The organism is Micromonospora sp. SYSU B005 (assembly GCF_055362685.1).
This window is the reverse complement of record NZ_JAXCFU010000001.1, coordinates 715,681-738,685: the sequence shown is the minus strand read 5'-3', so window position 1 is coordinate 738,685 and position 23,005 is coordinate 715,681. Positions and strand designations below refer to the sequence as shown.

Annotated in this window: 26 protein-coding genes; 14 read left to right on the top strand and 12 right to left on the bottom strand. The window is 72.9% G+C overall.

Annotated features, from left to right (window positions below; all coding sequences use genetic code 11):
• Window positions 1–41 precede the first annotated feature (41 nt).
• The 4 genes from SM452_RS03540 (at window position 42) to SM452_RS03525 (ending at window position 3,564) form a co-directional block, all read left to right on the top strand.
• On the top strand, window positions 42–449 hold the full coding sequence (locus SM452_RS03540) for a Fur family transcriptional regulator (protein ID WP_194801998.1): 408 nt from the start codon (window positions 42–44) through the stop codon (window positions 447–449).
• Window positions 446–1,555, top strand: a complete 1,110-nt coding sequence (gene ygfZ, locus SM452_RS03535; RefSeq protein WP_355511504.1) for a CAF17-like 4Fe-4S cluster assembly/insertion protein YgfZ — start codon at window positions 446–448, stop codon at window positions 1,553–1,555. Before SM452_RS03540 ends, ygfZ begins: the two co-directional genes overlap by 4 nt.
• Window positions 1,556–1,667: 112 nt before the next feature.
• Complete coding sequence (locus SM452_RS03530; protein WP_262013219.1) at window positions 1,668–2,510, top strand: beta-keto acid cleavage family enzyme; 843 nt, start codon at window positions 1,668–1,670, stop codon at window positions 2,508–2,510.
• Between the two features lie 94 nt (window positions 2,511–2,604).
• Complete coding sequence (locus SM452_RS03525; RefSeq protein ID WP_463839283.1) at window positions 2,605–3,564, top strand: asparaginase; 960 nt, start codon at window positions 2,605–2,607, stop codon at window positions 3,562–3,564.
• A gap of 115 nt (window positions 3,565–3,679) precedes the next feature.
• Here the strand turns inward: SM452_RS03525 and SM452_RS03520 are convergent, their stop codons facing one another.
• Window positions 3,680–4,477 carry an alpha/beta fold hydrolase gene (locus SM452_RS03520; RefSeq protein WP_355511508.1) on the bottom strand — a complete coding sequence of 266 codons (798 nt, stop codon included), beginning with the start codon at window positions 4,475–4,477 and terminating at the stop codon, window positions 3,680–3,682.
• 113 nt (window positions 4,478–4,590) lie between these two features.
• Between SM452_RS03520 and SM452_RS03515 the strand changes: the two genes are divergently transcribed.
• From SM452_RS03515 to SM452_RS03495, 5 genes are all read left to right on the top strand, one after another.
• Window positions 4,591–5,226 carry a helix-turn-helix domain-containing protein gene (locus SM452_RS03515; RefSeq protein WP_262013216.1) on the top strand — a complete coding sequence of 212 codons (636 nt, stop codon included), beginning with the start codon at window positions 4,591–4,593 and terminating at the stop codon, window positions 5,224–5,226.
• Window positions 5,223–5,975 (top strand): hypothetical protein, encoded by a 753-nt coding sequence (locus SM452_RS03510; protein ID WP_463839282.1) that lies wholly within the window; start codon window positions 5,223–5,225, stop codon window positions 5,973–5,975. The genes SM452_RS03515 and SM452_RS03510 overlap by 4 nt, the downstream gene beginning before the upstream one ends.
• 72 nt (window positions 5,976–6,047) lie before the next feature.
• The gene (locus SM452_RS03505) at window positions 6,048–6,362 is read left to right on the top strand and encodes a DUF2516 family protein (RefSeq protein ID WP_262013214.1); all 315 of its coding nucleotides are present in this window, start codon (window positions 6,048–6,050) and stop codon (window positions 6,360–6,362) included.
• The gene (locus SM452_RS03500) at window positions 6,359–7,246 is read left to right on the top strand and encodes an alpha/beta fold hydrolase (protein ID WP_355511512.1); all 888 of its coding nucleotides are present in this window, start codon (window positions 6,359–6,361) and stop codon (window positions 7,244–7,246) included. The genes SM452_RS03505 and SM452_RS03500 overlap by 4 nt, the downstream gene beginning before the upstream one ends.
• An 11-nt stretch (window positions 7,247–7,257) precedes the next feature.
• A complete protein-coding gene (locus SM452_RS03495) occupies window positions 7,258–7,995 on the top strand; it encodes an alanyl-tRNA editing protein (protein ID WP_262013212.1) in 738 nt (245 codons plus the stop codon).
• Between the two features lies 1 nt (window position 7,996).
• On the opposite strand, the gene SM452_RS03490 is transcribed toward SM452_RS03495, so the two are convergent.
• The gene (locus SM452_RS03490; RefSeq protein ID WP_355511514.1) at window positions 7,997–8,596 is read right to left on the bottom strand and encodes a CGNR zinc finger domain-containing protein; all 600 of its coding nucleotides are present in this window, start codon (window positions 8,594–8,596) and stop codon (window positions 7,997–7,999) included.
• A gap of 43 nt (window positions 8,597–8,639) precedes the next feature.
• Here SM452_RS03490 and SM452_RS03485 point away from each other — a divergent pair, with 43 nt between their 5' ends.
• A complete protein-coding gene (locus tag SM452_RS03485; protein ID WP_463839281.1) occupies window positions 8,640–9,089 on the top strand; it encodes a VOC family protein in 450 nt (149 codons plus the stop codon).
• A 4-nt stretch (window positions 9,090–9,093) separates the two neighbouring features.
• Here SM452_RS03485 and SM452_RS03480 read toward each other — a convergent pair whose 3' ends face one another.
• Window positions 9,094–9,765, bottom strand: a complete 672-nt coding sequence (locus SM452_RS03480; RefSeq protein WP_463839280.1) for a nucleotidyltransferase domain-containing protein — start codon at window positions 9,763–9,765, stop codon at window positions 9,094–9,096.
• A 76-nt stretch (window positions 9,766–9,841) separates the two neighbouring features.
• Here SM452_RS03480 and SM452_RS03475 point away from each other — a divergent pair, with 76 nt between their 5' ends.
• On the top strand, window positions 9,842–10,756 hold the full coding sequence (locus SM452_RS03475; protein WP_463839279.1) for an SDR family oxidoreductase: 915 nt from the start codon (window positions 9,842–9,844) through the stop codon (window positions 10,754–10,756).
• On the opposite strand, the gene SM452_RS03470 is transcribed toward SM452_RS03475, so the two are convergent.
• The gene (locus SM452_RS03470) at window positions 10,747–11,739 is read right to left on the bottom strand and encodes a helix-turn-helix transcriptional regulator (RefSeq protein WP_463839278.1); all 993 of its coding nucleotides are present in this window, start codon (window positions 11,737–11,739) and stop codon (window positions 10,747–10,749) included. The two genes, SM452_RS03475 and SM452_RS03470, sit on opposite strands and share 10 nt — an antisense overlap.
• Before the next feature lie 40 nt (window positions 11,740–11,779).
• On the opposite strand from SM452_RS03470, the gene SM452_RS03465 reads away from it, so the two are divergent.
• Both SM452_RS03465 and SM452_RS03460 read left to right on the top strand, forming a co-directional pair.
• Window positions 11,780–12,571, top strand: coding sequence for an EI24 domain-containing protein (locus SM452_RS03465; protein ID WP_262013207.1), 792 nt, complete (start codon window positions 11,780–11,782; stop codon window positions 12,569–12,571).
• Window position 12,572: 1 nt separating this feature from the next.
• Window positions 12,573–13,091, top strand: a complete 519-nt coding sequence (locus SM452_RS03460) for an O-acetyl-ADP-ribose deacetylase (protein ID WP_262013206.1) — start codon at window positions 12,573–12,575, stop codon at window positions 13,089–13,091.
• Here the strand turns inward: SM452_RS03460 and SM452_RS03455 are convergent.
• From SM452_RS03455 to SM452_RS03425, 7 genes are all read right to left on the bottom strand, one after another.
• The gene (locus SM452_RS03455; RefSeq protein ID WP_262013205.1) at window positions 13,084–13,989 is read right to left on the bottom strand and encodes a GNAT family N-acetyltransferase; all 906 of its coding nucleotides are present in this window, start codon (window positions 13,987–13,989) and stop codon (window positions 13,084–13,086) included. The genes SM452_RS03460 and SM452_RS03455 overlap by 8 nt on opposite strands.
• A gap of 61 nt (window positions 13,990–14,050) precedes the next feature.
• Window positions 14,051–15,058: a LacI family DNA-binding transcriptional regulator gene (locus SM452_RS03450; RefSeq protein ID WP_135242205.1), complete on the bottom strand. Its 1,008-nt coding sequence runs from the start codon at window positions 15,056–15,058 to the stop codon at window positions 14,051–14,053.
• A gap of 19 nt (window positions 15,059–15,077) precedes the next feature.
• Entirely contained in the window at window positions 15,078–16,445 is a 1,368-nt protein-coding gene (locus tag SM452_RS03445; RefSeq protein ID WP_463839277.1) for a GH1 family beta-glucosidase, read from the bottom strand.
• Window positions 16,442–17,275 (bottom strand): carbohydrate ABC transporter permease, encoded by an 834-nt coding sequence (locus tag SM452_RS03440; protein WP_030504579.1) that lies wholly within the window; start codon window positions 17,273–17,275, stop codon window positions 16,442–16,444. Before SM452_RS03440 ends, SM452_RS03445 begins: the two co-directional genes overlap by 4 nt.
• The gene (locus SM452_RS03435) at window positions 17,272–18,261 is read right to left on the bottom strand and encodes a carbohydrate ABC transporter permease (RefSeq protein ID WP_262013203.1); all 990 of its coding nucleotides are present in this window, start codon (window positions 18,259–18,261) and stop codon (window positions 17,272–17,274) included. The genes SM452_RS03440 and SM452_RS03435 overlap by 4 nt, the downstream gene beginning before the upstream one ends.
• Before the next feature lie 70 nt (window positions 18,262–18,331).
• A complete protein-coding gene (locus SM452_RS03430) occupies window positions 18,332–19,639 on the bottom strand; it encodes an extracellular solute-binding protein (RefSeq protein WP_262013202.1) in 1,308 nt (435 codons plus the stop codon).
• A 179-nt stretch (window positions 19,640–19,818) separates the two neighbouring features.
• Complete coding sequence (locus SM452_RS03425) at window positions 19,819–20,574, bottom strand: maleylpyruvate isomerase family mycothiol-dependent enzyme (protein WP_262013201.1); 756 nt, start codon at window positions 20,572–20,574, stop codon at window positions 19,819–19,821.
• A gap of 70 nt (window positions 20,575–20,644) precedes the next feature.
• Here SM452_RS03425 and SM452_RS03420 point away from each other — a divergent pair, with 70 nt between their 5' ends.
• A complete protein-coding gene (locus SM452_RS03420) occupies window positions 20,645–21,736 on the top strand; it encodes a UDP-N-acetylmuramate dehydrogenase (protein ID WP_463839276.1) in 1,092 nt (363 codons plus the stop codon).
• 312 nt (window positions 21,737–22,048) lie between these two features.
• Here SM452_RS03420 and SM452_RS03415 read toward each other — a convergent pair whose 3' ends face one another.
• Window positions 22,049–22,831, bottom strand: coding sequence for a class I SAM-dependent methyltransferase (locus tag SM452_RS03415; protein ID WP_463839275.1), 783 nt, complete (start codon window positions 22,829–22,831; stop codon window positions 22,049–22,051).
• Window positions 22,832–23,005: the final 174 nt, after the last annotated feature.

Below are 23,005 nucleotides of genomic sequence, written 5' to 3'. Positions count from 1 at the left end.
CGAACTATGATCGAAGGGTGTCCGAATCCTCCCTCGCGGAAATGCTCCGCTCGCGCGGGCTGCGGCTGACGGCGCAGCGGCAGCTGGTGCTCCAGGCCGTCCTGGATCTGGGGCACGCCACCCCGGAGCAGGTGCACACCGCGGTCCGCGAGGTGGCGGCCGGCGTCAACATCACCACCATCTACCGCACTCTCGAGCTACTGGAACGGCTCGGCCTGGTCACGCACACGCACCTGTCGCACGGCTCGCCGACCTACCACGCGGCCGGCGAGCACCAGCACGTGCACCTGGTGTGCCGGGAGTGCGGGGCGATCGACGAGATCGCCCCGGAGATGCTCCGCCCGCTCGCCGACCAGCTGGCCGAGCAGCGCGGATTCCAGGTCGACATCGGGCACGTCGCGCTCTTCGGGGTCTGCGGCCGCTGCGCACAGGACGGGGAACGCACATGATCGACATCGCGGGTGCGGTGACCACCGACGCCATCGACGACCAGACCCGGGACCAGCCCGAGCCGGCCCACCGGGCGGCCGGGGTCGGCCCGGTGGCCGCCCACTACGGCGACCCGATGCGCGAGCAGCGGCTCCTGGCCACCGGTGTGGGCCTGGTGGACCGCTCGCACCGGGGTGTGGTCGCGGTGCCCGGCGAGGAACGGATCAGCTGGCTGCACACGCTCACCAGCCAGCACCTGGCCGCGCTGGCCCCCTGGCAGGGCACCGAGCTGCTGGTGCTCTCCCCGCACGGGCACGTCGAGCAGCACGCGATGGTCGCCGACGACGGCGAGACCACCTGGCTCGACACCGAGCCGGGGATGACCGAGGGCCTGCTGTCGTACCTGGAGAAGATGCGGTTCTTCAGCAGGGTCGACCCGCGCGACGCCACCGCCGACCACGCGCTGCTGTCGCTGGTCGGGCCGGAGGCGCAGGGCGCGCTCGACACGCTCGGTGTCACCGGGCTGGCCGCGCCCGACGTCGCAGCGGTGCCGGGTCCGAAGTTCCGTTCCGGCGAGCTGCCCGCGCGGCCCTCCGTGGTGTACGACGTCAAGCCGCTCCCGGTCGGCGGCTGGGCCCGGCGGGTGGCGCTCGGCGTCGACCTGCTCGTGCCCCGGGCCGCCATGAACGGGGTGGTGGCGGAACTGCGCGGCGCCGGGGTCCCGGTGGCCGGGCTGTGGGCATACGAGGCGATCCGGGTGGCCGCCAAGCGGGCCCGGGCCGGCGTGGACACCGACCACCGGACGATCCCGGCCGAGGTGGACCTGATCGCCCCGGCAGTGCACCTGGACAAGGGGTGCTACCGGGGGCAGGAGACGGTCGCCCGGGTGCACAACCTCGGCAAGCCGCCCCGCCGGCTCGTCCTGCTGCACCTGGACGGCGTGGCGAGCGACCAGCCGCCGGTGGCCGGTACGCCGGTGACGCTCGACGGCCGGACGGTCGGCTTCGTGGGCACCGCCGTGCAGCACTACGAGCTGGGTCAGGTGGCGCTCGCCGTGCTGAAGCGCAACACGCCCGACGACGCCCGCCTGCTCGTCGGCGAGAGCGCCGCCGCCATCGATGTGTAAGGAAGGGCCCCTTCGTAACGCCATCGGTGGCGGAAGGATCCCTTCATGACGCCGCTCGCACCGGAAATTCTGCGGTCGACCCGGTGCCGGGTGCCGGTCTAGGATCCGGGGCATGACGACAGGGACGTTGATCACGGTTGCCCCCACCGGCGCGGAGTCGGCGAAGGCGGAGGTGCCGGCGCTGCCGGTGACGCTCGACGAGCTGCTGCTGACCGCCAAGGAGTGCGAGGCGCTCGGCGCCGCCGTGATCCACGTCCACATCCGCGACGACGACGCGCGTCCCACGCTCGACCAGGGGCGGTTGCGCGACACGGTGACGGCGCTGCGGGAGAGCACCGACCTGATCGTGCAGCTCTCCTCCGGCGGCGCGGTGACCGACCCGGAGTCGGCCCGGCTGGCGGTGCTCGACGCCGCACCCGACATGGCCTCCTGCACCATGGGCACCGTCAACTTCGGCGACGACGTGTTCCTCAACCGGTGGGAGTTCATCGTCGACCTGCACACCCGGATGCAGGAGCGGGGCGTCGTCCCCGAGTACGAGATCTTCGACCTGGGCCACCTCACCGCCCTGCAGCGGCTGCTCGGCAAGTACGGCCTGCCGCACGGCGGGCACGTGCACGTCGACTTCGTGATGGGCGTACCGGGTGGCATGCCCGGCACCACGGCGACCCTTGTGGCGGCCCAGCAGATGCTTCGCGACCTGCCCGAGGGCACCACGTTCTCGGCCACCGGCATCGGGCGCAGCACCATCCCGGTGATGCTGGCCTCGCTGTCGACCGGCGGTCACCTGCGGGTCGGCATGGAGGACACGGTCACGTACGCCAAGGGCCGCCCGGTGGAGTCCAACATGCAGCTCGTCGCGCGGGCGGTGGGCTTCGCCCAGCTCGCCCAGCGTCCCCCGCTGACCACCGCCGAGGCCCGTACGCTGCTCGGCGTCCCGACTACCGTCCGGTAAGCGGCGCACCCCGCTCCGACCCCGTACCGCCCCGGTCGACGTCGCAGGTGACCCCGCCGCCGACCGGGTCCGTCCCCTCGGTACCGTCCATACCGTGGGAAAAACGTACGAGGGCGGCGTGCCGCTCGCCGAGGTGGTCCGGTCCGGCTTCGTGGAGGGCGTCCACCGGGGTTCCGTGGTGGTGCTCGACGCCGCCGGTGAGCCGGTCGCCGGGGCCGGTGACGTCACCTCGCCGATCTTCCCCCGCTCGTCGAGCAAGCCGATGCAGGCGATCGGCATGCTCCGGGCCGGCCTGCCGCTCACCGATCCGGCCGACATCGCGCTCGTCGCGGCCAGCCACGCGGGCGAGGAGTTCCACGTCGAGCGGGTGACCGCGCTGCTGCGCGACGCCGGCCTGACCGAGGAGACGTTGCACTGCCCGCCGGACCTGCCGTTCGGGGAGGCCGCCCGGGAGGCGGTGCTGCGGGCCGGCGGCGGCCCGGCCCGGGTGCTGATGAACTGCTCCGGCAAGCACGCCGGCATGGTGCGCACCTGCCTGGCGGCGGGCTGGCCGCTGGACGGCTACTGGCGGCCGGAGCACCCGCTCCAGCAGTGCCTGACCGCCACGATCGAGGAGATCACCGGTGAGCGGGCGGCGGCGGTCGGGGTGGACGGCTGCGGTGCGCCGGTGCTGGCCGTGTCGCTGACCGGGCTGGCACGGGCGTTCCTGCGGCTGGTCGGCGCCGAGCCGGGCACCGTCGAGCGGACGGTGGCGGACGCGATGCGGGCGTACCCGGAGCTTGTCGGCGGCACCCAGGCGGAGGACACGCGGCTGATGCGCGGCGTACCCGGTCTGCTCGCCAAGATCGGCGCGGAGGGTGTGATCGCGGCGGCGATCCCGGAGGTCGGCGCCGTGGCCCTGAAGATCGACGACGGCGCCGCGAGGGCCCGCACACCCGTCCTGGTGTCCGCCCTGGCGCGCCTGGACGTGCGCGCCCCGATCCTCACCGAGTACGCCGAGCCACCCCTGCTGGGCGGCGGCCTCCCGGTAGGAGCCATCCGCCCTCTCTGGTAACCCCACCCGCCCTCCAGCCTCGGCGATCTTGCACTTGCTGCCCCGGCAAATCGCCCATCCCGGGCGCCCCGAGGGCCGCAAGTGCAAGATCAACGCGATAAGGGGAGGGGGGCGGTCAGGGGAGGAAGGGCAGGAGGGCGGCGTTGGTCTCGGTGGGGCGCTCCAGGGGGAGCAGGTGGGCCGCGTCGGGGACGTTGGGCATGCGTACGCCCTGGGGGGCCTCGTCGGCGATGCGGTCGGCCAGGCGGCGGATGTCGGCCAGGTCGTCGGCGCCGGTGCCGACCAGCACCGGTACGCGCAGCTCGCCCAGCCGGTCGATGGCCGGCGGGTCCAGCTCGCCCACCTCGATCGCGCTCAGCGCCTGCTCGGCGGCGAGCGCCCGGCGGTCCATCTCCTCGGCGAACCGGATCAGCTCCGGGTCGACGTCCTCCGGGCGGCGGGTCGGGCCGACCACCCAGAATCGCACCTCACCCGCGGCGGTGGCGGCGAAGTCCTCCGGGTCCACGTCGCCGACCAGCTCCTCCCAGAGCTGCTCGGTCTCCTCGGACCACTCGTTGCCGGAGACCGGGGCGCCGAAGAGTGCCAGCGCCGAGACCCGCTCCGGGTGGGCGAGCGCGGTGTCCACCGCGACCCGGCCGCCGAACGAGCAGCCGACGAGTGCGGCGCGCTCGACGCCCAGCGCGTCGAGCAGCCCGACCACGTCGTCGTGGTGGGCGAACGGCGTGGTCGGCAGCTCCGACTCGCCGTAGCCGCGCAGGTCCGGTGCGATCACCCGATGCCGCTGCGCGAGCGCCGGGATCTGCCCGCGCCACATCCGCCGGTCCGCGATGCCGGCGTGCAGCAGCACCACGGCGGTGCCGGTGCCGCTCTCGTCGTACGCGAGCTGGGCACCGTTGATATCGATCTTGGTCACGGGGGAGAACGGTACGGACCGGACATGGCCTCCGCAACCCACCTTCGGCGACCCTGCTAACTCTGGCTAGCGCTTTGCTTGCAGTAGTTAGCGGCCCGAGCTAGCGTTGAGTCATGGCCACCAGCAAGGACCTTCCCGATGTCGGCGGGTTCATTCGCGACCTGCGGCGCAACGCGAAGATCTCACTGCGCCAGCTCGCCGAGCAGGCGGGCGTCAGCAATCCCTACCTGAGCCAGATCGAGCGCGGGCTGCGCAAGCCGAGTGCCGAGGTGCTCCAGCAGCTCGCCAGCGCACTTCGTGTCTCCACCCCGGCGATGTACCTGCGCGCCGGGCTGCTGGACGACAAGGAGGGCCAGGGCGTGCTCGCGGCGATCGCCGTCGACCCCGAGCTGACCATGGCCCAGAAGCAGTCGCTCACCCAGATCTACGAGACGTTCCGGCGCGAGAACGCCCGCCTGGCCGAGGCGACCGATGCGGCCACGACGGCGGAGACGGCCGAGAAGACCGCCGCGACCGAGCCGGCCACCGCGCCGGAGGCCCCGGCGACGGTGGCGGCGGCCGCTACCGGTCCGGTCACGCCGGAGGGCACGCCGACCGAGGCGGTCCTCGAATCGGTGGCCGTCACCGAAGCGGGTGCCGCGCCCGCCCCGACCACCGCGCCCGCCCCGACCACCGCCGCCCCGCAGGACACGACCGCCCGCCGGGCGGCCCGGAAGGCCGCCGGTGCGGCCGAAGAGGAGCAGTCATGACCACCCAGCCGAAGACCAACCGCATCCCCGCACCCCTCTACGCCGCCGCCGGCGCCGGTGAGCTGGCCCTGGAGCAGCTGCGCAAGCTGCCCACCGTGGTCAGCGGCCTCGGCACCCGGGTCGTGACCGACCTCGGCGGCAAGGCCGTCGTCACCGGCTTCGAGCTGCGCCAGAAGGCCACCGAGACGCTGAAGACCGCCAACCAGACCGCCACCGGGCTGCGCGAGCGCGCCGTCGCCACCGACCTCGACCAGCTCCGCGAGGCCGCCAACCTGGAGAAGCTGCGCGAGGCGGCGAACCTGGACAAGCTCCGCGAGGCCGCCACCCGCAACGCCGCCGTCGTGGTGGCCGGGGCGCACGCCGCGCAGGAGCGCGCGCTGGCCGCGTACGCCGAGTTGGTCGCCCGTGGTGAGCGCGTCGTCGGCGCCGGCGTGCTGGAGGCCGCCGACACGGTGAACGCCGACATCGAGGCCACCGCGGCGACCGGCACCGAGGTCGCCTCGAAGACCGGGATCACCCCGAAGCCGGAGACCGCGCCGAAGGCCGCCGCGACGACCGAGGTGCCCAGCCCGGCCGAGGTGGCCGAGGTGGTGGCCGCCAAGCCGGCCGCGGTGAAGCGGACCCGTGCCACCAAGGCGACCGCGACCAAGGTCGCCGGCAAGACGACCGCCACCAAGGCCGCGAAGCCGGCCACCCCGTCGGCGAAGCTGCCGAAGACGACGAAGCGGACCCGCCCGGCCGCCGAATGATCTGATGCTCCACCGAGACCCCGGACAACGTCCTGTCGGACGTTTCCGGGGTCTCGGCATAAGCTTGCACCCATGGCCACCGCCGCGCCGATCTTCGCGTTCGCAGTCCAAAGCGTGATCCAGCTGATCCTGCTCGTCTTCGCCCTGGTCGTACAGGGAGTGGCGCTGGTGCACGCGGTCACCCAGCGCGGCGACGGTTTCGCCGCGATCGGCACGCTGCCCAAGGGCGGCTGGATCGCCATCCTGGCCGTCTGCCTGGCGCTCACCCTGCTCGGCTTCGGCCCGATCAGCCTGTTCGGACTGATCGGCATCGCCGCCGGTCTGATCTACCTGCTCGACGTGCGGCCCGGTCTGCGGGATCTGCACGACGGCCGAGGGTCCTGGTGAGAGGTTTCCGCTGGCCTCCGCCGCCGGACGGCGGTCCCCGCACCTGGGGGCCCGGCCCCGGCGCGCCCCGGACCGGGCGTCCCGCGCTGCCCGAGCCGGAGACGGAGCTGGTCGCCACCCCGCACGGGGTGAGCCTGGAACGGCTGGTCACCGGCACCGGTGACCCGGTCACCGTGTTCGCGCACGGGCTGGGCAGCGGCATCGCCACCACCCGCCCGTTCGGCAGCGGCGTCGCCGGGCGGCGCGTCTTCTTCCAGTTCCGCGGGCACGGCCGCTCCGACTCCCCGCCCGGGCCGTGGAGCTACCTGGACCTCGCCCGCGACCTGCGCGCCGTCGCCGACCTGAGCGGCGCCACCCGGGCGTTCGGCGCCAGCCTCGGCGCGGGCGCGCTGTGCCGGCTGCTCGCCGAGAGCCCGGAACGCTTCGAGAAACTCGTCTTCTTCCTGCCCGCCGTGCTGGACACACCGCGCGGCGAGGTGGCCCGCGCCCGGCTCACCGGCCTGCTCGACGCGGTGGCCGAGGGCGACGCCTCGGCACTGGCCGACGCGGTGTCGCTGGAACTGCCGCCGTCGGTGCGCAACACCCCGGCCGGGTGGGCGTACCTGCGGCAACGGCTCGACCAGCTGCTGCGTGACGGGCTCGCGCCGGGGCTGGCCGACCTGCCCGCCCAGGCCCCGCTCGACGACGCCGGGTCGCTCGCCGCGGTCACCGCGCCGGCCCTGGTCATCGCCGCCGCCGAGGACGACCTGCACCCGGTCGCCGTCGCCGAACGGCTCGCCGCCGCGCTGCCGAACGCCACACTGCACGTGTACGACAGGCCCGGCGTGCTCTGGACCGAGCGCGCCGACCTGCGGGAGCGCGTCTCGACGTTCCTGAACGGGTAACGTCGCCCTCCATGGGCGTCACACACCACGGCCGTACGCACCGGCTCGACCTCGCGGACCCGACCCTGCGCGAGTGGACCTGCCGGGTGCTGGAGGCCGATCCCGAGCAGGGCATCGTGCTGGACCGGTCCGCGTTCTACCCGGGTGGCGGCGGGCAGCCGCCGGATCACGGGGTGCTGCTCTGGCAGGGCGTACAGACCCGGATCGTCGGCACCCGCAAGGGCGACGACCTGTGGCTGATCCCGGCCGAGGGTGACCCGGTGCCCCCGGTCGGCACCGAGGTGGTCGGCGCGGTGGAGGACGCCCGCCGGACCATGCTGATGCGTACCCACTCCGGCCTGCACGTGCTCTGCGGCGTGGTGTTCCGCGACTTCGGCGCGCTCGTGACCGGCGGCAACATGGAGCCGGGCGAGGCGCGGATGGACTTCAACCTCCCCGAGGTGCCGCCGGACTTCAAGGCCCGCATCGAGGAACTGGTGAACGCCGAGGTGGCGGCCGACCGGTCGGTGGCGGTGCGGGTGCTGCCGCGCGCCGAGGCGCTCGCCCTGCCGGACATCATCCGTACCCAGTCGAACCTGATCCCGCCGGAGGAGCAGGAGGTGCGGATCGTCGACATCGTCGGGCTGGACGTGCAGGCCGACGGCGGCACGCACGTCGCCTCCACCGCCCAGATCGGCAAGGTCCAGGTGGTCAAGGTGGAGAGCAAGGGGCGGGCCAACCGCCGGGTACGCGTACGTCTGGCGGACTGAGTCAGCCGGGCGCGCGCCGGGACCGCAGCGCGCGCGCCTTCTGCCGGTTGCCGCAGCGCTCCATCGCGCACCAGCGGCGCTGCCCCGGCCGCGAGGTGTCCACGAAGACCAGTCGGCAGTCGTGCGCGCCGCACTCCCGGATCCGGTCCGCGTACGGGCCGGTGAGCAGGTCGACCGCGTCCCGGGCGAACGTCGCGACCACCTGAGCGCCGGTCAGCGGCGTACGCCAGGACCGGCTGCCGTCGGGACCGGCCTGCGGGCTCAGCGGTAACCCGGCCGCGGCGTCGTTCACCACCGCCAGGTCCGCGGCGGGCGGGGCCTCGTCGCGGGTACGCGACTGCGCCACTCGCCAGAGCGCGTCGCGCAGCCGGCGGGCGGCGGCCAGGTCGTCCGCGTCGACGGTGACGGTGGCGGGGTCCAGGCGCAGCCGGGACACAGCCAGCCAGCCTGCGAGGTCGTCCGGCCGGTGCAGCACCTCGTAGCGGGCGAACGCGCCCGGACCGCCGGTGGTCAGCAGCTCCAGGCAGAGTGCGCCCGGGTCGAAGCGGTATCTCGTGCCTTCGGGACTGATCAGGGTGAGTCCGCTTGCGCCGTCCGTCACGTAACCACTATAACTGGTTACACCAGCTGACCACGGAGGACACATGGCGCGGGACTGGAAACTCGTCATCGACTGTGCCGACCCGATCGGGCTGGCCCGCTTCTGGGCCGAGGCGCTCGGCTACCAGGTCGAGGACAACAGCGTGCTGATCGAGCGGCTGGCCGCCGCCGGTGCGGTGCCGCCGGAGGCGTACGTCGAGGTGGACGGCCGCAAGGCGTGGCGCGAGCTGGCGGCGGTACGCCACCCGGACGACCCGGTCGACCCGGCCAGCGGCACCGGGCTGGGCCGGCGGTTCCTGTTCCAGGCCGTCCCCGAGCCCAAGCGGGTGAAGAACCGCCTCCACGTCGACGTGCACGTCGGGCCGGAGGGGCGGGCGGCCGAGGTGAAGCGGCTGACCGCGCTCGGCGCGACGGTGCTGGCCGAGGTCGCCGACCGGGGCAGCGAGCACACCACGATGGCCGACCCGGAGGGCAACGAGTTCGACGTGCAGTGACCGCTCAGCGCGGCAGGTACGCCGCCCGGACGGCGAGCAGCCAGCGTTCCACCGTCTCCTCGTCCGGGCGCTCCGGCAGCGGCGAGCGGACCTGGTCGAACTCCGCCTCGGCGGCCGCCACCAGGGCCTGCGCCTCGTCCACCGCGCCGCCGGCGACCCGTTCGCCGAACGCGCGGAACCACTCCGGGTCGGCGAGGCGGATCTCCAGCACGCCTGTCGCGTACAGCGTCCGGCCCTGGTGCAGCAGCCGGGCCAGGTGCCGGGCGTGCTTCGCCGAACGCCGTCGCCCACCGCTGTCCGCCGGGGCGGCGGCGAGCTTGCGGAACTGCTGTGAGGCGTACCCGAGGTAGGCGTCGCGGACCCGCGGCGCGCTGAGAAACGCCGAGCGGATCGCGATCAGCTCCTCGCCGAATCCGGTACGGGTCTCGTAGCAGTCCTCGGGCAGCCACATCAGCTCGGTGGCGGTCGGGTTGCCGCTCAGCGCCAGCAGAGCGTACTTGCGGGCCTCGTGCAGCGTGACGTCCGGGTCGGTGGTGACCACCGACTCGCGGGGCGGGCGCAGGCCGTGGAACGCGACTGTGGGCGCGGCGAACACGCCGATCCGGTCGGTGTCCGAGCCGGGACCGGCCAGCCCGTACGCGACCGAGCCGACGATCCCGGACAGCAGCAGGTGCATACCGGTGATGATCGCCCATTCGGTTCGTTCGGGAAACCGGACTTCCGCTGTCAGGTATCGCTGACACGGTGATCCCATGAACTCACCACTGACCGGAACTGTCGCGCTCGTCGCGGGCGCGACCCGGGGCGCCGGCCGGCAGATCGCCGTGCAGCTCGGCGCCGCCGGGGCCACCGTCTACGCCACCGGCCGCACCACCCGGGAGCGCCGCTCCGAGATGGACCGGCCGGAGACGATCGAGGAGACCGCCGAGCTGGTCACGGCCGCCGGAGGCACCGGCATCGCCGTCGCCGTCGACCACCTCGACCCCGAGCAGGTACGCCGCCTGGTCGAGCGGATCGACGCCGAACAGGGTCGTCTCGACGTGCTGGTGAACGACGTCTGGGGCGCCGACCCGCTGATCACCTGGGAGAAGCCGGTCTGGGAACAGCCGCTCGACGCCGGTTTCCGCACGCTGCGGCTGGCCGTCGACTCGCACATCATCACCAGCCATTTCGCGCTGCCGCTGCTGATCCGCAACCCGGGCGGCCTGGTCGTCGAGGTCGGCGACGGCACCAAGGAGCACAACGACAGGGAGTACCGCCTGTCGGTCTTCTACGACCTGGCGAAGGTGTCGGTGAACCGGCTCGGCTTCAGTCAGGCCCACGAGCTGGCCCCGCACGGCTGCACCGCCGTCGCGCTCACGCCGGGCTGGCTGCGCTCGGAGGCGATGCTCGAACACTACGGCGTCACCGAGGCCACCTGGCGCGACGCCGCCAAGACCGAGCCGCACTTCGTCATGTCGGAGACGCCGGCGTTCGTCGGTCGCGCGGTGGCCGCCCTGGCCGCCGACCCGGACCGGGCCCGCTGGAACGGGCAGTCTCTCGACAGCGGCGGCCTGGCCCAGGTGTACGGCTTCACCGACGTCGACGGCAGCCGCCCGCACTGGGCCCGCTACTACGAGGAGGTGGTGAAGCCGGGCAAGCCCGCCGACCCGGACGGCTACCGCTGACCGTCTGACGGCGGATCGGTGTAGAGCGCCGCCGAGCGGCGGGTCGCCTCGGCGAAGCGCGCCCGCAGCCGCGGCGGCGCCAGCACCTCCACCTCCGGGCCCAGCGCCAGCAACTGGGTGTACGCCACGTCGACCGACTCGACCGGCAGCCGCAGCACCAGCCGGCCCTGCTCGTCCGGCGGCCCGGCCGCGTCCACCGCCTCGGTGTAGACGAACGGTGCGTCCACCAGGTACCGCAGCGCCCGCAACCCGGCCGGGCCCAGCCGCACCGTCACCCGCTCCCGCAGCAGCTCGCGCAGGAACGCGCCGGCCTGCTCCCGCCAGTACGCGCCGAGGTCGAAGTCCTCGTCCCGCTCGAACCCGTCGGCGCCCACCTCGACCGCCACCACCCGGTCCACCCGGTACGTCCGCCAGCCGTCACCGACCCGGCCGACCAGGTACCAGACCCCGTTCTTCAGCACCAGCCCGTACGGCGCAAGCGTGCGGGTCACCTCCCGGTCCCCGCGCCGGTAGCGCAGCTCCACCATCCGGTCCCGCCAGACCGCCCGCGCCAGCTCGGCGAGCGTCGGCGGCGGCGCGGTCTCCCGGAACCAGCCGGGCACGTCCAGGTGGAACCGCTGCCCGGTACGCGCGGGCGCGTCCCGCAGGCTCGGCGGCAACGCGGCCAGCACCTTCAGCTCGGCGGCAGCGACCGAGTCGGCAAGTCCCATGTCCCCTGCGGGTCCGGGCAGCCCGGCCAGGAACAGCGCCTCGGCCTCGTCCCGGCTCAACCCGGTCAGCCGGGTCCGGTAGCCGCCGAGCAGCCGGTAGCCGCCGGCCCGGCCCCGGTCCGCGTACACCGGGACACCGGCGGCGGAGAGCGCCAGCACGTCCCGGTAGACGGTCCGCTCGGACACCTCCAGCTCGCGGGCAAGCTCGGCGGCGGTCATCGTCTCCCGCGACTGGAGCAGCAGCACAAGCGAGATCAGCCGGGACGCACGCACCCGCCCATTGTGGTGCACCGGCAGATTAGGCTGTGCCGTCGTGAACGCCTCCCGTACGATCGCGCCGGTCACCGGCGCGGCCACCCGCTTCCTCGGCGGTGCCGGGCTGCTGCTGCGCGGCTTCGGCATGTACGTCCGCAGCCCGAAGCTGATGCTGCTCGGCGTGATCCCGGCGCTGATCACCGGCGCGCTCTACGTGGCCCTGTTCGCCACGCTGCTCTACTTCGTCGACGACCTGGCGGGCTGGCTCACCCCGTTCGCCGACGACTGGTCGTCGCCCTGGCGCGGGCTGCTGCGGGTCGCCGCCGGGCTGGCGGTGGTCGGGGTCGCCGGGCTGGTCGGGGTGCTCACGTTCACCGCCGTCACGCTCGTCATCGGCGACCCGTTCTACGAGGCGATCTCCGAGCGGGTCGAGGACCGGCTCGGCGGCACCCCCGGCGCGGTGGACGTGCCGTTCTGGTCCTCGCTGCGGCGCAGCCTCGCCGACTCGCTGCGCCTGGTGGCGCTGTCCGCGCTGATCGGCGTACCCCTGTTCGCCGCCGGTTTCATCCCGGTGGTGGGACAGACGGTGGTCCCGGTGGTCGGTGCCCTGGTGGGTGGCTGGTTCCTGGCGCTGGAGCTGGTCGGCGCGCCGTTCTACCGGCGCGGGATGCGGCTGCCGGACCGGCGGGTGCGGCTGCGGGCCGACCGGCCGACGGCGCTCGGTTTCGGGGTGGCGGTCTTCCTGTGCTTCCTGATCCCGCTCGGCGCGGTGCTGGTCATGCCGGCCGCCGTCGCCGGGGCCGCGCTGCTGGCCCGCCGCTCGCTGGGCCAGCCGATCGAGGAGAGCTGAGATGGACACCGTCCTGATCGAGGGGGACATCACCGCGCAGCAGGTCGACGCGATAGTCAACGCCGCCAACTCGTCGCTGCTCGGCGGCGGCGGAGTGGACGGCGCGATCCACCGGCGCGGTGGACCGGCGATCCTGGAGGAGTGCCGCGCGCTGCGCGCCTCCCGCTACGGGCGCGGGCTGCCCACCGGCCAGGCCGTCGCCACCACCGCCGGCAACCTGCCCGCCCGCTGGGTGGTGCACACGGTCGGCCCGGTCTTCTCGCCGCGCGAGGACCGTTCGGCGCTGCTGCGCGACTGCTACGCCAACAGCCTGCGCATCGCCGACGGGCTCGGCGCGACGAGCGTCGCGTTCCCGCTCATCTCCGCCGGGATCTACGGCTGGCCGGTCGAGGACGCGGTGGCGCAGGCGCTCACCGTGCTGCACGCGGCCACCCCGGAGCACGTCACCGAGGCGCGGCTGGTGCTGTTCGGCGCCGACACGTACGCCGCAGCGGTGCGGGTGGCCGCCGGGCTCAGCTGAGCGTGCGCCGGCACGACCATTGGCTGTCCACCGGCCGGTAGCCGAGCCGCTCGTTCACCGCCAGCATCGGCGCGTTCGCCTCGTCGTTCGAGGTGTACGCGGTGCGTACCCCGCGCGCGGCGGCGGTGTGCAGCGCGGCCTGCTTGGCCAGCCGGGCCAGCCCTCGCCCCCGGTACGCGGGCAGCGTGCCGGTGAAGTCCGACCACATCCGGTCGCCGTCGCGCTTCACCAGGCTCAGCGCGACCAGGTCGCCGTCCACCTCGGCGAGCGTGCTCGCCTCCCGGTCCAGCCCCGGGTTGTCCCAGCACTCGTGCCGCCACAGGTCGAAGCCGAGCGAGTCCGTCGGCACGTCCCCCGGCTCGTCCCGGGACGCCTCGGCGTCGACCCGGTGCACCTGGCGCGGGTCGAGCCCGGCGGCGGACACCAGCCGTACGCCCGGCGGCGGCTGCGGCATCGGCGGGGCGGTGCTCAGGTCCAGCGCCGAGTAACGCAGCTCCCGGCTGGGTGTGAAGCCGTGCCGCTGCGCGAACGGCAGCGACTCGGTACACGCGTGGGTGAGCACCCGGGTGGTCCCGAGCGTCCGCAGGTGGTCCAGCGCGGTCTCGAACAGCGCGGTGCCGGTGCCCCGGCGGCGGTGCTCCGGATGGACGTGCAGCAGGGCCATCTCGCCCACGCCCGGTGTCGAGGTCTGCGTGTTGCGGTACGCCGACACCCAGCCCACGACCTGCCCGTCCGCCTCGGCGACCCAGGCCGCCCAGTCCTCGCCGGGCGGTGGTTCGGCGATCATGCGGTGGGTCGACTCGACGCCGCGCACCAGGTACGGGTAGACGAGCGAGCGCAACGCCACCACGGCGGGCGCGTGGTCGGGGCGCGCGGGACGGATCTCGGCTCCACTCATCCGGCGGACCCTAGCCCCGCCGCCGCCCGCCCGCGACCGGATAATCAGCGTGACCGGATGATCACGCGGACTCGCGTAGCACCAGCTCGGTCGGCAGCACCAGCGCCTGCTCGACCTGCTCGCCCGCGGCGATCCGCAGCAGTTGCCGGGTCATCGACCGGCCCAGCTCCACTATCGGCTGCCGCACAGTGGTGAGCGGCGGCTCCGTGTACGCCGCCGTCTCGATGTCGTCGAACCCGATCACCGCCACGTCCTCGGGCACCCGCCGCCCGGCCTCCCGCAGCGTGCGCAGGGCGGCGTGCGCCATCAGGTCGGAGGCGGCGAACACGGCGTCCAGTTCCGGGTCGGCGGCGAGCAGTTCGCGCATCGCGGCGGTGCCGGACTCGCGGGTGAAGTCGCCGTACGCGACCAGCTCCGGCAGCCCGGCCTCGGTGATCGCGGTGCGGTAGCCGATCAGCCGTTCGATCCCGGCGACCATGTCCTGCGGCCCGGCGATGGTGGCGATCCGCCGCCGACCGCTCGCGATCAGGTGCCGCACCGCAGTGCTCACGCCGCCTTCGTGGTCGACGTCCACGTACGGCACGTCGGCGCCGTCCAGCGGCCGCCCGCTGCACACCACCGGGATGCCGAGGCGGGCGAGCCGGCCGGGCAGCGGGTCCTCGCCGTGCAGCGAGGCGAACAGCACCCCGTCGACGTGCCGCCCGGTGGTGTACCGCTCGACCCGTTCGTGCCCGGCCGGCGAACCGGCGAGCATCAGCACGAGCTGCTTGTCCGCCGCCTCCAGCTCCTGTGCCGCGCCCCGGATGATGCCCGGGAACACCTGGTCGTCGGAGAAGACCCGGGTGGCCGCCTCGGGCATCACCAGCGCTACCGAGTCGGTCCGCTGGGTGACCAGGCTGCGGGCGGCGAGGTTCGGGACGTACCCGAGTTCCTCGACCGCCCGGCGTACCGCCTGCCGGATCGGCTCGGCGACTGTGGTCGAGCCGTTCACCACCCGGGAGACGGTGGCCCGGGACACGCCGGCCAGCCGGGCCACCGCCTCCAGGGTCGGTCGCTGTGCCGTCGTCATCCCCGTAACCACCACCTCGTCACAGCCCGTTCCGGGCGATCACCTCCTGGTACCAGCGGGCGCTGCGCTTTGGTGTGCGCCGCTGGGTCAGGTAGTCGACGTGGACGATCCCGAACCGCTTCCGGTAACCCTCGGCCCATTCGAAGTTGTCCAGCACCGACCATACGAGATAACCGCGCAGGTCCACGCCGCGGGCGATGGCTTCGTGCGCGGCGCGCAGGTGCCCGTCGAGGTAGGCGACCCGGTCGGCGTCGGCCACCCCGCCCCGCTCGTCGAGGCCGGTGTCCGGGAACGCCCCGCCGTTCTCGGTGATCATCAGAGGTAGTCCGGGATAGTCGGCCGCGACCCGTTCCAGCAGCCGGGTCAGCCCGGCCGGCTCGATCGACCAGCCCATCTCGGTGAGCGGTCCGGCCGGCGGCAGGAACTCGACCGCCCCGGCGGTGCCCGGGTACGCGTCGCCTCCGGCGCCGTCGGGCCGCCCGGACACGTAGGTGGGCGCGTAGTAGTTCAGGCCGAGCAGGTCCAGCGGCGCGGCGATCAGCTTCTCGTCCCCGTCCCGGACGAAGTCCGGCGCGACGATCCGGCTGACGTGGGCCAGCACGTCCGCCGGGTAGCCGCCGCCGGTCAGCGGGTCCAGGAAGATCCGGTTGTGCAGGCCGTCGACGAGCCGGACCGCCTCGGCGTCAGCGGCGCTGCCCGCGTCCGCCGGCTGCACGTCGGCCAGGTTGAGCGTGATCCCGAGCGTCTCCACGCCGGCCGCGCGCAACGCCCGCGCCGCCAGGCCGTGGCCGAGCAGCAGATGGTGTACGGCCCGGAACGCGTCACCGGCGTCGCGGCGTCCCGGCGCGTGCACCCCGGAGCCGTACCCGAGGTAGGCCGAGCACCACGGCTCGTTGAGCGTGGTCCAGGTGCGGACCCGGTCGCCGAGGCGGCCGTGCACGGCGAGCGCGTACTCGGCGAAGTGCTCGGCGGTCTCCCGGACGGTCCAGCCGCCCCGGTCCTCCAGCGCCTGCGGCAGGTCCCAGTGGTAGAGCGTGACGATCGGGTCGAGGCCGGCGTCCAGCAGCGCGTCGGTCAGCCGGTCGTAGAAGTCCAGCCCGCGCGGCTCCACCGGGCCGGTGCCGTCCGGCCGCACCCGGGGCCAGGACACCGAGAACCGGTACGCCCGCAGCCCCAGCTCCGCCATCAGCGCGACGTCCTCGGCGTACCGGTGGTAGTGGTCGCAGGCCACGTCGCCGGTGTGACCGGCGAACACCGCGCCCGGCGTACGGCTGAAGGTGTCCCAGATCGACGGGCCGCGACCGTCGTCGCGGGCGGCGCCCTCGATCTGGTACGCGGCGGTGGCCCCGCCCCAGACGAAGCCCTCCGGGAATCGGACGTTGCTCATGCCTTGACCGCACCTTCCATGATCCCGCCGATGATCTGGCGGCCGAAGACGATGAACACCAGCAGCAGCGGCAGCGTGGCGATCGCAGTACCGGTGAACACCTGCGACATGTCCTGGTAGTACCCGTCGGAGAGGGCCCGCAGCGACAGCTGCACCGTCGGGTTCTCCGGGTCGTTCAGCACCGCGTACGGCCACAGGAAGTCGTTCCAGGTGGTCATGAACGTGAGCAGGCCGAGGACGGCGGCGGCCGGGCGCAGCGCGGGCAGCACCACGTTCCAGTAGATCCGCGCGGTGTTGCAGCCGTCCATCCGGGCCGCCTCGATCAGCTCGGTGCTCACCGCCTGGCCGGCGTACTGGCGCATCATGAACACGCCGAAGCCGGTGACCAGCGCCGGCACGATCACGGCGGGCAGCCGGTCGTTCCAGTTCAGCTTCGTCATCAGCAGGTAGAGCGGGATCACGCCGAGCTGGGTGGGGACCATCATGGTGGCGACGATGACCAGCAGCAGCGCGTTGCGCCCGCGAAAGCGCAGCTTGGCGAACGCGAACCCGGCCAGCGTGGAGAAGAACACCACCGAGATCGTGACGGTGGTGGCCACGATGGCGGAGTTGATCAGACCGGTCAGGAAGTACGCGTCGGTGTTGTCGAACAGCCGGGCGATGTTGGCGCCGAGGTTGCCGCCGGGGGTGAGCGGCGGCGGCACCTGGCCCATCGTGTCGCTGGTGCGGCTGGCCACCACGAACATCCAGTAGATCGGGAAGATCGACAGGACGGCCGAGAGGGTCAGCGCCAGGTAGGTGAGCCGGCTTGCCGACCAGAGGCGGGTCATCGGGAGACCTCCTTGCGGGAGCCGCCGCCGAGCCGGCGCAGGAGCAGGACGTTTATCGCCGCGACCACAGCGATCAGGGCGAACAGCAGCCAGGCGACCGCCGAGCCGTAGCCGAAGTTGTAGTGCGGCGCGAAGGCGTTCTCGAACATGTACATGGTCACCGTCTGCGACTCCCGCAGCGGCCCGCCGCGGATCGCGTTGGTGCCGGAGTTGAACATCCGCGGTTCGGTGAAGAGCTGGAGGCCACCGATCGTGGAGATGATGACCGCGAAGATGATCGTCGGCTTGAGCAGCGGCACCGTGATGGACCAGAACTGGCGGGCCCGGCCGGCGCCGTCGATCGCCGCCGACTCGTACAGGTCGCGGGGGATGGCCTGCATGGCGGCGAGGAAGATCAGCGCGTTGTAGCCGGTCCAGCGCCAGTCGACCATCGTGGAGATGGCGACCCAGGCGGCGAACCGGTTCGCCTTCCAGTCGATCGCGCTGATCCCGACGTGGTCGAGCAGCCAGTTGATCATGCCGAACTCGCGGCCGAACAGCACCGCGAACACGATCGCCACGGCGGCGGTCGAGGTGACGTTCGGGATCAGCACCGCCATCCGCCAGGTCGTCCGGGCCCGCAGCTGCCGGTTGAGCAGGTTGGCCAGCCAGAGCGCGGCGAGCAGCTGGGGCACCGTGGAGATCACGAAGATGCCCAGCGTGTTGACCACCGAGTGCCAGAAGTCCGAGTCGGCGAGCAGCTGCGTGTAGTTGTCGAAGCCGATGAACGGGTGCTCGGCGCCGAGCAGGTCCCAGTCGTGCAGCGAGACCCAGAACGTGTACGCCAGCGGGTACGCCCCGAAGACGCCGAACAGCAGGAAGAACGGGGCGATGAACAGGTACGGCGAGTACTTAGTGTCGATCCGGCTGAGCCGGTTGCCCAGGCCGGGACGGGTGGGGCGGGGTGCCGGTGCGACCGGCGGGCGGGCGTCGAGCTGGACGGCCATGACCCGGGACTCCTTTCCGCCGTGCGGGCGGCCCCCGTGGCCGGGTGGCCGCCCGCACGCGCTGCTCGGGTTACTTGGCGGCGGCCTTCTCGGCGTTGGCGACCGCGTCGGTCCAGCCCTGCTCCGGTGAGCGCTTGCCCAGCTCCACCGAGCGGACGGCGTTCTCGACCTCGGTGCGTACGGCCTGGTTCTTCGGTCCCATGTAGACCGGCTTCAGGCTCTTGGCGCCCTCGGCGAAGATCTTCCCGACCGGCGCCTCGGAGAAGTAGGCGTTCTTCGAGTCGATGATCGCCGGGTCCTCCAGCGCCTGCGGCGAGGAGGGCAGGGGACCCTTCGCCTTGAACGCGCCGATCTGACCCTTGGCGCTGGTCAGGAACTTGGCCAGCTCGATCGCCTCAGCCTGGTGCTTGCTCTGCTTCGGCACGGCGAGGAACGAGCCACCCCAGTTGCCGCCGTTGCCGGGGATCTGGGCGATGTCCCACTTGCCCTTGGCGCCGGCGCCCGCGTTGCCCTCGATCACGCCGGTCATCCAGGCCGGGCAGGCGATGGTGGCGAACTTCGACTGCTTGAACGCCGACACCCACTCCTCGGACCAGGAGCCGTACTTGCCGGACAGCCCCGAGTCGATGATGTCCATCGTGGTGTCGTACGCCTGCTTCACCGCCGGGTTGCTGCCGACGACCAGGTTGTTGCCGGTGTCGTAGTAGCTGTAGCCGCTGCTGTTGCCGGCGGTCTGGAGCAGGATCGTGTTGAACGTGTTGGTCGCGGCGTCCAGGAACGACGCGCCCGTCTTCTTCGCGGTGAACTGCTCACCGACCTTGATGTAGTCCTGCCAGGTGGGCCAGAGCTTGGACACGGCCTCCCGGTCGGTGGGCAGACCGGCCTTGGCGAACAGGTCGGTGCGGTAGCACATCGCCATGCCGCCGACATCAGTGCCGAGGCCGATGAGCTGCTTGCCGTCGGCGGTGAGCCCCTGGTTCCACTTCCAGTCGAGGAAGTTGCCCTTCAGGTCGGCCGCGCCGTGGTCGAGCAGGTTGACGAAGTTCTGCGGGTTGGCCTTGTACTCGACGAGCAGGCCCTCCTCGATGGCGACCACGTCGCCGGCGCCCTTGCCCGCGGCGAGCCACTGGGTGAGCTTCGGGGAGTACTCGTCGAGGTTGCCGCCGGTGCCCCGCTCGACGATCTTCACGCCGGGGTGGCTGGCCATGTACTCCTGGTAGAGATCGGCGTAACCGAACTGGCCGAAGACGTCGACGGTGAGCGTTATCGGCCCGTCGGCGGCGGCATCGTCACCGCCGCCGCAGGCGGTGGTGCCGAGCAATGCGGTGGCGGCGACCAGGGCCACCGCCGCCAGGCGGCGGCGCGTGAAGGTGAGCATGCTGTCCCTGACCTCTCGGGTCGTCGAAAAGGGTGGTGGAAGGCGGTTCCGGAACTAAGAGAGCGCTCTCACGACAGCGTGGTGGAGGGTCCGGGACCTTGTCAAGAGAGCGCTCTCAGAGCTGTCCGAAAAGAAACGGAGAGGGGCGGCCGCCGCCCCTCTCCGTCCGGTGCCCGTCGTCAGCCGACCCGCAGGCCCCCGAGCAGGGCCGGGTCGCCCGCCACGTCCAGCGCGTCGAAGCTGATCCGCCCCATCAGCGCCAGCAGCAGATCGCTCGCCGTACCGGACACCTGCGCCCGCGCGCGGTGGTCGTCGTGGTCGAGGATCGTCGCGGTGTCCAGCAGCGCGACCCCTTCACCCCGCAACCGCAGGTACCACTCCTGCGCCGCGTCTGTCGCGTTCAGCTGCACCACGCCGCGCCACTGCCCGGGCTGCACCCGCCGACCCGCCGGCAGCCAGGTGTCCAGCACCTCGCTCACCCCGTCGGCCGCAAGCTTCGCCTCGATCGGATCACCCGCACCGATCGCGAGCTGGGCGTCCCAGCGGTGCACGGCCGTCTCGTGCGCCATCCGGCGCGGCCAGAAGGCTGCCTTCTTCGGCTGGGGCGCGAAGTTCCAGGCCGGCGCCTCCGGATCCGTCGCCTCCAGCAGCGCGGTGAGCCGCTCGTACTCCTGCGCGTACCACTGCGCCGCGGTCAGACCCGCCGGCGGCTCCGGGTCGTGCCGCTCCGGGCGCGTGGCGCCGCCCGTGGACAGCACGGTGCCCGCCCAGACGTACACGCGGGTCAGGTGATGAGCGAGATCGGTGACAGTCCAGCCGGGACAGGACAGCACGGGTGTCTCGGGCGGCGCCTCGGCCACCGCCGCGGCGAAGGCGGGGCCCTCCGTACGCAGCGCGCCGATCCAGAAGTCCTTCGTGTGGTGCAGTCTGCTCATCGCCATCCTCCCGGGGGTGACCGGGCCACCAGTGGGTGCTCCGGCTACCCCTCAGCCTAGGGTGAAAGGCGTGTCAGACGTCTACGCCGAACCGGCTACTGCCGGTGACCCGACCGATCCGGCCACCCTGGCGCGCTACACCACGCTCCGGCTCGGCGGACCCGCCGGGCGGCTGGAGACCGCCGAGAACGCCGCCCAGATCGTACTAAAGGTGCAGGAAGCGGAAGCCCGAGAGCGGGCCGTGCTGGTGCTGGCGGGCGGCAGCAACGTCGTGATCGGCGACCAGGGCTTCCCCGGAACCGTCGTGCTCGTCCGCTCCCGGGGGTTCCAGGCCGTCGCCGAGGACGGCGACACCGTCACGGTACGTGTCGAAGCCGGCGAGCCGTGGGACGACCTCGTCGCCGCCACCGTCGAGCGCGGCTGGTCCGGGCTGGAGTGCCTCTCCGGCATCCCGGGCTCGGCCGGCGCGACCCCGATCCAGAACGTCGGCGCGTACGGCCAGGAGGTCGCCGAGACGATCGTCGCCGTCGAGGCGTACGACCGTACCCGCCGCGAGGTGGTGCGGATCGCCGCGGCGGACTGCGGATTCGTCTACCGGGGCAGCATCTTCAAGTACAGCGACCGCTGGGTGGTGCTCACCGTCGACTTCCGGCTCACCCGCTCCCCGCTGTCCGGCCCGGTCCGCTACGCCGAACTGGCCCGGGCGCTCGGCGTCGAGGTGGGCGACCGGGTGCCGCTCGCCGACGCCCGCGCCACGGTGCGCAAGCTGCGCGCCGGCAAGGGCATGGTGCTCGACCCGGCCGACCCGGACACCTGGTCGGTGGGCTCGTTCTTCACCAACCCGGTGCTGCCGGGCGAGGTGTTCGAGCAGATGCGGGAACGCGCCGCCGACGTGGGGGAGCCGCCGCACTGGCCGGGTGCCGACGGCGCGGTGAAGGTCAGCGCGGCGTGGCTGATCGACAAGGCCGGGTTCGGCAAGGGATACGCGGGCCCGGAGGGCGTCGCCATCTCCAGCAAGCACACGCTGGCGCTCACGAACCGCTCCGGCACCGCCAGTACGGCCGCGCTGGTGGCGCTGGCGCGCGAGATCCGCGACGGCGTCCAGTCCCGCTTCGGCGTAACCCTCCACCCCGAGCCGGTCCTCATCAACTGCACCATCTGACCCCATCCCCCCCGGCCCCGGCCCCGCCCTCGCCCCGCGATCTTGCACTTCCGGCCCTCGGTTTGGGCGGTTTAGCCCGCTTTGCCGGGGCAGCAAGTGCAAGATCAACCTGTCGGGAGAGGGTTCGGCCGAGATCAGGGCTCCACGGGGAGGGTGGTTTTCGCCGATCTTGGAGTTGTGGCGCCTCGAATGCCCGATAAGCGCATTTCGCGAGGCGCCACAACTCCAAGATCGGCGGCTAAACGGCTGGCGGCCAGCGGACAGCGGGCGCGGCGGGTGATGAGCGCGGGGGGCGGGGCGAGGGCGGCGCGGTCAGCGGGGGGCCACGGCGGGCCAGGGGAGCGTCAGGTAGCCGTGGCGCCAGGTGCGGGGGGTGTCCTGGATCGGCCAGCCTGACTCCTTCACCGCCTCGACCGTACGCAGCCAGCGCTGCCGAGGACCGAACGGGGCGTAGCCGGCGGCGGAGCGCCAAGCCTGTTCCAGCGCCTCGATCAGGTCGTGGACGCGTTCACCCGGCACGTTGCGGTGGATCAGCGCCTTCGGTAGCCGCTCGGCGAGCGTGGCAGGGCTCTCCAGCGTGGTCAGCTTCGCCGACAGGGTGAGGGTGCGCGGTCCGGTGGCGTCGAGCAGTACCCAGGAGCCGAGCCGCCCCAGCTCGTCGCAGGTGCCCTCGACCAGCAGCCCGCCCGGGGCGAGCCGCCCGGTGACGGTACGCCAGGCGTCGGCCACCTCGCTCTCGTCGTACTGGCGGAGCACGTTGAAGGCCCGGACCAGCGCGGGACGCAGTCCGGCCAGTTCGAAGCCGCCCCTGGCGAACGTCAGCCCGGGCGGGTCGGCGGCCGGCAGGGCGGCGGCGACGCGTACCGGATCGATCTCCAGGCCGACCACCCGCACGTCCGGGCGGACCCCGGCCGCGAGACGGGCCCGCAGTTCGACCGGGGTGACCGGGGTGGCGCCGTAGCCCAGGTCCACCACCAGCGGGTCGGCGGCGGCGCGCAGCGCGTCGCCGCAGGCCTCGACGATCCAGTTGTCCACCCGCCGGAGCCGGTTGGGGTTCGTCGTGCCCCGGGTGGCCACGCCGAGCGGACGTTCCATCAGTGCCTCCGGGTCAGCGACTGCGGGGCTCGCAAGACCGGCTCACTCCTCGCGCTTCACGCATCTTTAGGGTTCGCGACTGCGGGGCTCGCAAGACCGGCTCACTCCTCGCGCTTCACGCATCTTTAGGGTTCGCGACTGCGGGGCTCGCAAGACCGGCTCACTCCTCGCGCT

What these genes read in the sequence shown, in the direction of transcription:
- SM452_RS03460 (WP_262013206.1), top strand. Translation starts at nt 12,573, where the DNA reads ATGGACACCGTCCTGATCGAGGGGGACATCACCGCGCAGCAGGTCGAC.
- SM452_RS03435 (WP_262013203.1), bottom strand. Translation starts at nt 18,261, where the DNA reads ATGGCCGTCCAGCTCGACGCCCGCCCGCCGGTCGCACCGGCACCCCGC.
- SM452_RS03530 (WP_262013219.1), top strand. Translation starts at nt 1,668, where the DNA reads ATGACGACAGGGACGTTGATCACGGTTGCCCCCACCGGCGCGGAGTCG.
- SM452_RS03415 (WP_463839275.1), bottom strand. Translation starts at nt 22,831, where the DNA reads ATGGAACGTCCGCTCGGCGTGGCCACCCGGGGCACGACGAACCCCAAC.
- SM452_RS03455 (WP_262013205.1), bottom strand. Translation starts at nt 13,989, where the DNA reads ATGAGTGGAGCCGAGATCCGTCCCGCGCGCCCCGACCACGCGCCCGCC.
- SM452_RS03425 (WP_262013201.1), bottom strand. Translation starts at nt 20,574, where the DNA reads ATGAGCAGACTGCACCACACGAAGGACTTCTGGATCGGCGCGCTGCGT.
- SM452_RS03505 (WP_262013214.1), top strand. Translation starts at nt 6,048, where the DNA reads ATGGCCACCGCCGCGCCGATCTTCGCGTTCGCAGTCCAAAGCGTGATC.
- SM452_RS03475 (WP_463839279.1), top strand. Translation starts at nt 9,842, where the DNA reads ATGAACTCACCACTGACCGGAACTGTCGCGCTCGTCGCGGGCGCGACC.
- SM452_RS03480 (WP_463839280.1), bottom strand. Translation starts at nt 9,765, where the DNA reads ATGCACCTGCTGCTGTCCGGGATCGTCGGCTCGGTCGCGTACGGGCTG.
- SM452_RS03445 (WP_463839277.1), bottom strand. Translation starts at nt 16,445, where the DNA reads ATGAGCAACGTCCGATTCCCGGAGGGCTTCGTCTGGGGCGGGGCCACC.
- SM452_RS03495 (WP_262013212.1), top strand. Translation starts at nt 7,258, where the DNA reads ATGGGCGTCACACACCACGGCCGTACGCACCGGCTCGACCTCGCGGAC.
- SM452_RS03485 (WP_463839281.1), top strand. Translation starts at nt 8,640, where the DNA reads ATGGCGCGGGACTGGAAACTCGTCATCGACTGTGCCGACCCGATCGGG.
- SM452_RS03515 (WP_262013216.1), top strand. Translation starts at nt 4,591, where the DNA reads ATGGCCACCAGCAAGGACCTTCCCGATGTCGGCGGGTTCATTCGCGAC.
- ygfZ (WP_355511504.1), top strand. Translation starts at nt 446, where the DNA reads ATGATCGACATCGCGGGTGCGGTGACCACCGACGCCATCGACGACCAG.
- SM452_RS03510 (WP_463839282.1), top strand. Translation starts at nt 5,223, where the DNA reads ATGACCACCCAGCCGAAGACCAACCGCATCCCCGCACCCCTCTACGCC.
- SM452_RS03540 (WP_194801998.1), top strand. Translation starts at nt 42, where the DNA reads ATGCTCCGCTCGCGCGGGCTGCGGCTGACGGCGCAGCGGCAGCTGGTG.
- SM452_RS03430 (WP_262013202.1), bottom strand. Translation starts at nt 19,639, where the DNA reads ATGCTCACCTTCACGCGCCGCCGCCTGGCGGCGGTGGCCCTGGTCGCC.
- SM452_RS03440 (WP_030504579.1), bottom strand. Translation starts at nt 17,275, where the DNA reads ATGACCCGCCTCTGGTCGGCAAGCCGGCTCACCTACCTGGCGCTGACC.
- SM452_RS03450 (WP_135242205.1), bottom strand. Translation starts at nt 15,058, where the DNA reads ATGACGACGGCACAGCGACCGACCCTGGAGGCGGTGGCCCGGCTGGCC.